Annotated in this window: 4 protein-coding genes; 3 read left to right on the top strand and 1 reads right to left on the bottom strand. The window is 73.2% G+C overall.

Annotated features, from left to right (window positions below):
- Positions 1–64 precede the first annotated feature (64 nt).
- Positions 65–2,242: a TerD family protein gene (locus tag CCN56_RS37605; protein ID WP_086832179.1), complete on the top strand. Its 2,178-nt coding sequence runs from the start codon at positions 65–67 to the stop codon at positions 2,240–2,242.
- Positions 2,243–2,409: 167 nt separating this feature from the next.
- Positions 2,410–2,715: a hypothetical protein gene (locus CCN56_RS37610; RefSeq protein ID WP_086832177.1), complete on the top strand. Its 306-nt coding sequence runs from the start codon at positions 2,410–2,412 to the stop codon at positions 2,713–2,715.
- A 61-nt stretch (positions 2,716–2,776) separates the two neighbouring features.
- On the opposite strand, the gene CCN56_RS37615 is transcribed toward CCN56_RS37610, so the two are convergent.
- Positions 2,777–3,208 (bottom strand): carboxymuconolactone decarboxylase family protein, encoded by a 432-nt coding sequence (locus CCN56_RS37615; RefSeq protein ID WP_256962377.1) that lies wholly within the window; start codon positions 3,206–3,208, stop codon positions 2,777–2,779.
- A gap of 178 nt (positions 3,209–3,386) precedes the next feature.
- Here CCN56_RS37615 and CCN56_RS37620 point away from each other — a divergent pair.
- Positions 3,387–4,140 (top strand): pirin family protein (locus tag CCN56_RS37620; RefSeq protein WP_179200132.1); only part of this gene is annotated, 754 nt, incomplete at its 3' end.

Below are 4,140 nucleotides of genomic sequence, written 5' to 3' on the forward strand. Positions count from 1 at the left end.
TGCCAGCCCCGCACGGCCCGAAATCCGCATGCACCGGGCCGTGCGGGGCTGGCAGCATGCCCGAATGGTCCACGTTCTCGAACATCTGGTCGTCCGGCACACCCATCGCCTTCCCCTCCCGACGGCAACGGCCGGGGACGGACGCGGCGACGTCGCGGCGCGGCGGTTCGACGCCGCCCTGATGTCGGTCGGGTTCAAGCTGTCGGCCGGGCTGCTCGAAAAGCTGTCCCGACTGCCGGAGGAGACGGTCCACGCCGTCGCCGCCCGCACCCTCGACACCGTCCGCGAGGTCGTCGGCGACCACGTCCGGCACAACGTGTACTTCGTCGACTTCCCGGCCAACGTGCCCGACACCTTCGACTTCTGGAGGCGCTGCGTCGCCGAGGCCCTCGGCGACGACACCGCGCGCCCCGGGGTGATCGAGCGGCTGCGCGCCGGCGTGCTCGACCTCCTCACCCTCCCCTCGTACGGCACCTACCGCCACACGTACGAGCAGATGCTCGCCGCGCACGACGAACTGATCGCCGCTGCGGGCGACCGCATGACGGTCCTGCACCCCGGCGGCACCCTCGACGAGGAGACCGCCGCCCTCTATCTGTCCCTGGCAGGAAGCACCACCCCGCTCGGCGACGAGCACCTGCGCGACCTCGCCCTCCTCGCCGCCCACCGGGCCGACGGACCCCAGCCCGAGGCGATCCCGATCCGGGAGCACCGCGCCGTCGTCAACCGGGCCCGCCTCGACGCCGGCGCGGACCTCCTCCTGGACACGGTCACCGACGTCCTGCGCCTGGCCTGCGCCCTCTCCGACGGCGACGTCGGTCTGCGCGAGCCGACCCGGTTCCGCGCGCTGTCCCGACCCGTCCGACGCGCCCTGCTCGGCGGCCTCGACACCGTCGTCGCCGAAGCCCCCGCGAAGCTCGCCGACGTCGCCGCGCACCGCGAGGCGTGGAAGCGCCTCGGCGAGCGGCTGCACCCGCACGAGTACCCGCGGTGGCCGCACGCGGCCGAGGTCTTCGCCGTCGCCCGCGGCGAGAAGAAGGCACCCTCCTTCGACAGCCGCGTCGAGGAACTCCTCGGCCGCGGCGACGTCGTCGGGGCGGCCGGACTCCTGACCTCCGCCCCCGGCAGGCTGCTGCGCGCCCTGGACCGGCTCCTGTGCGCGGCGGACGGGCAGAAGGAACTCGACGCCGTCCTCACCGCCTTCGAGAGCGCCGTCCCCCATGCCTCCGGCCGCGTCGTGCTCTCCCTCCGCGAGCACGTCCAGAACCGCACGGGGACGGCGGGTGAGCGCCGGGTCTTCGTCAACAGGGCCGGCGCCGCCTGGGTCACCGCCGACACCCGGCCGCCGCTGCCGCCCGCCGTACGGGAGCGGCTGTGCGCCGTCCTCGACGCCGAGACCCGGCGCCGGCTCCCCGCCCCGGGGCACCTGCTCGTCGACCCCGCCGTCCTGGACGTGGCGCTCCCGCTGAGCGGCCGGGCGACCGCGGCGGGGCTCGGCGTCCTGCCGCGCGGCTCCGTCTCGCCCGTCGAGGGCGAGCTGCTGCGCTTCTTCACGTACTGGAAGCAGACCGCGCGCAGCACCGACTACGACCTGTCGGCGCTGGTCCTGGACGAGGACTACGCGACCGTCACCTGGCTCTCGTACACGGCCCTCACCGCCGTCGAGGGCGCGCACTCCGGCGACATCACCGACGCGCCCGACGGCGCCTCGGAGTTCATCGACCTGAGGCTCGGCGCCGTCCGCGGCAGCTACGTCGTCCCGCAGGTGAACCTCTACTCCGGGGAGGGCTTCGAGGAGGTCGAGGAGTCGTTCTTCGGCTTCATGCTGCGCGAGACCGAGCAGAAGGGCCGCCCGTTCGAGCCGCGCACGGTCCGGATGAAGTCCGACCTGCGCGGCCCCGGCCGGGTCGCGCTGCCGCTCGCCTTCCAGCGCGGCGAGGACGGCGGCTGGCGCGCGCGGTGGCTGCACCTGTACCTGAGGGGCGCCCCGTCCGCGAACCGGGTCGAGGAGAACCGGGTGTCGGTGGCGGTACTGCTCCGGGGGCTGCTCGCCCGCACCCCGCTGACGGTCCGCCACCTCGTCGACCTGATGGGCCCCGACGCCACCGCCACGACCCGGTGGGACGGCTCGACGCTGCCGGACGGACCCGTCACGTACATCGGTCTGGACCGCCCCGCCGGCCTGCCGCCGGGCTCGCGCGTCCTCACGCCCGAAAATCTGCGCGACCTGATCCCCGCCTGACTGCTACGGTCGTCCCGGGCGAGGCCATGAAGGGGCTTCCTTCTCAAAACCCCTTGAAATAGCCTCTTCGCTCTCCTCGCCCCTCAGCTTGTACGGAGGGACCCCCGTTCGGACGGTGAGAGCGGGGGCCGACCGTGTCCCACGGCAGGTCGGCCCGTTGTGAGGGTGTGACCTCAACACGACGCATCTCCTCGATCCTCGCCGTCGCCGCCGCGTTCTCGTGTCTCGGCGCCGCCGGGGCCTCCGCCGCGAACGCCGCCGAAGCCACCGGACCGCTCGGCCCCAAGATCAACCCGGTCAGCGAACTCGACGCCCTCACCACGACCGGCATCCCCGAGGAGTCCCGCAAGCACTTCCCCGGCGTGGCCGGTCAGCTGAACGGCCTCAGCCGGCTGAACGAGCTGGGGCAGCTGCGCCAGCTGACCGACCTCGCGGCCCCGGCCACCGGGCTGCTCCCCGACATCTCCACCTGACCGACCCGATACGACCCGCTCCGAAGGTCCGGTGCCCCGAGGGCGCCGGACCTTCGCCGTGTCAGGGCCTGGCGGCCGTCTCCCGCACGGGGTGCTTGCTCAGGATCGAGACCCGGTTGAAGGCGTTGATGGTGATCGCCACCCAGATGACCGCCGAGATCTCGTCGTCGCTCAGGGACCCGCGGGCGGTGTCGTACGCACGCTCCTGCGCGAGGGCGTCGGCGGGGGCGGTGGTGGCCTCCGCGAGGGCCAGGGCCGCGCGCTCCCGTGCCGTGAAGAGCTCGGTGTCGCGCCAGGCGGCGAGCACGCCCAGGCGGCGGGTCGTCTCGCCGGCTCGCAGGGCGGCCCTGGTGTGCACGTCGAGGCAGTACGCGCAGCCGTTGATCTGGGACACGCGGAGGTTGACGAGCTCCACCAGGATGCGGTCGAGCCCCGCGGCGGCGGCCGTCGTGCGCACGGCCTCGGCCGTCTGGACCAGCGCGTGATAGGCCATGGGGCTCTGCTTGTCGACGTAGACCCGCCCGTCCGCCGGGGCTCCTGCCGTGTCGCTCACCGTGCGCTCCTTCCCGAGGCCCGATGACCTCGTCCGTCGACCGTGCGTGTCACTGTCGTAGGAGCTATCATCGTCCATGATTGTTGAAAATGGAACTAATTCCATGGAGGGGTCGGCAATGAGCACCACGGAGATCGAGGTCCTGACCGCGAGGGACGTCCCGCTGGGCGGGCCGCGGGCGATGACCGTACGGCGTACGCTCCCGCAGCGGGCCAGGACGCTGATCGGGGCCTGGTGCTTCGCCGACCACTACGGCCCCGACGACGTCGCCGAGTCCGGCGGCATGGACGTCGCCCCCCACCCGCACATCGGACTGCAGACCGTGAGCTGGCTGTTCGGCGGCGAGATCGAGCACCGCGACAGCCTGGGCAGCCACGCGTACGTACGCCCAGGAGAACTGAACCTCATGACCGGCGGGTACGGCATCAGCCACGCCGAGGTCTCCACCGCCCGCACCACCGTCCTGCACGGCGTGCAGCTGTGGGTGGCCCTCCCCGAGGAGCACCGGAACACCGCCCGGGACTTCCAGCACCACGCCCCGGAGACCGTCCGCGTCGACGGCGCGGACCTCCGGGTCTTCCTCGGGTCGCTCGCCGGCTCGACCTCCCCGGTCCACACCTTCACGCCGCTCCTCGGCGCCGAACTCCTCCTCGACCCGGGGGCGACCGTCACCCTCCCCGTGGACCCCGCCTTCGAGCACGGCCTGCTCGTCGACACGGGGGAGGTCCGCCTGGCCGGAACGCTCCTGCACCCGGCCGAACTGGGGTACGCCCCCACCGGGGCCGACTCGCTGACCCTCGTGAACGAGTCGGACGCCCCCGCCCGCGCGGTCCTCCTCGGCGGGACCCCGTTCGAGGAGGACCGCGCGGGCG

This window comes from Streptomyces sp. NRRL B-24572 (assembly GCF_002156145.1).
GTDB lineage: Bacteria > Actinomycetota > Actinomycetes > Streptomycetales > Streptomycetaceae > Streptomyces > Streptomyces vietnamensis.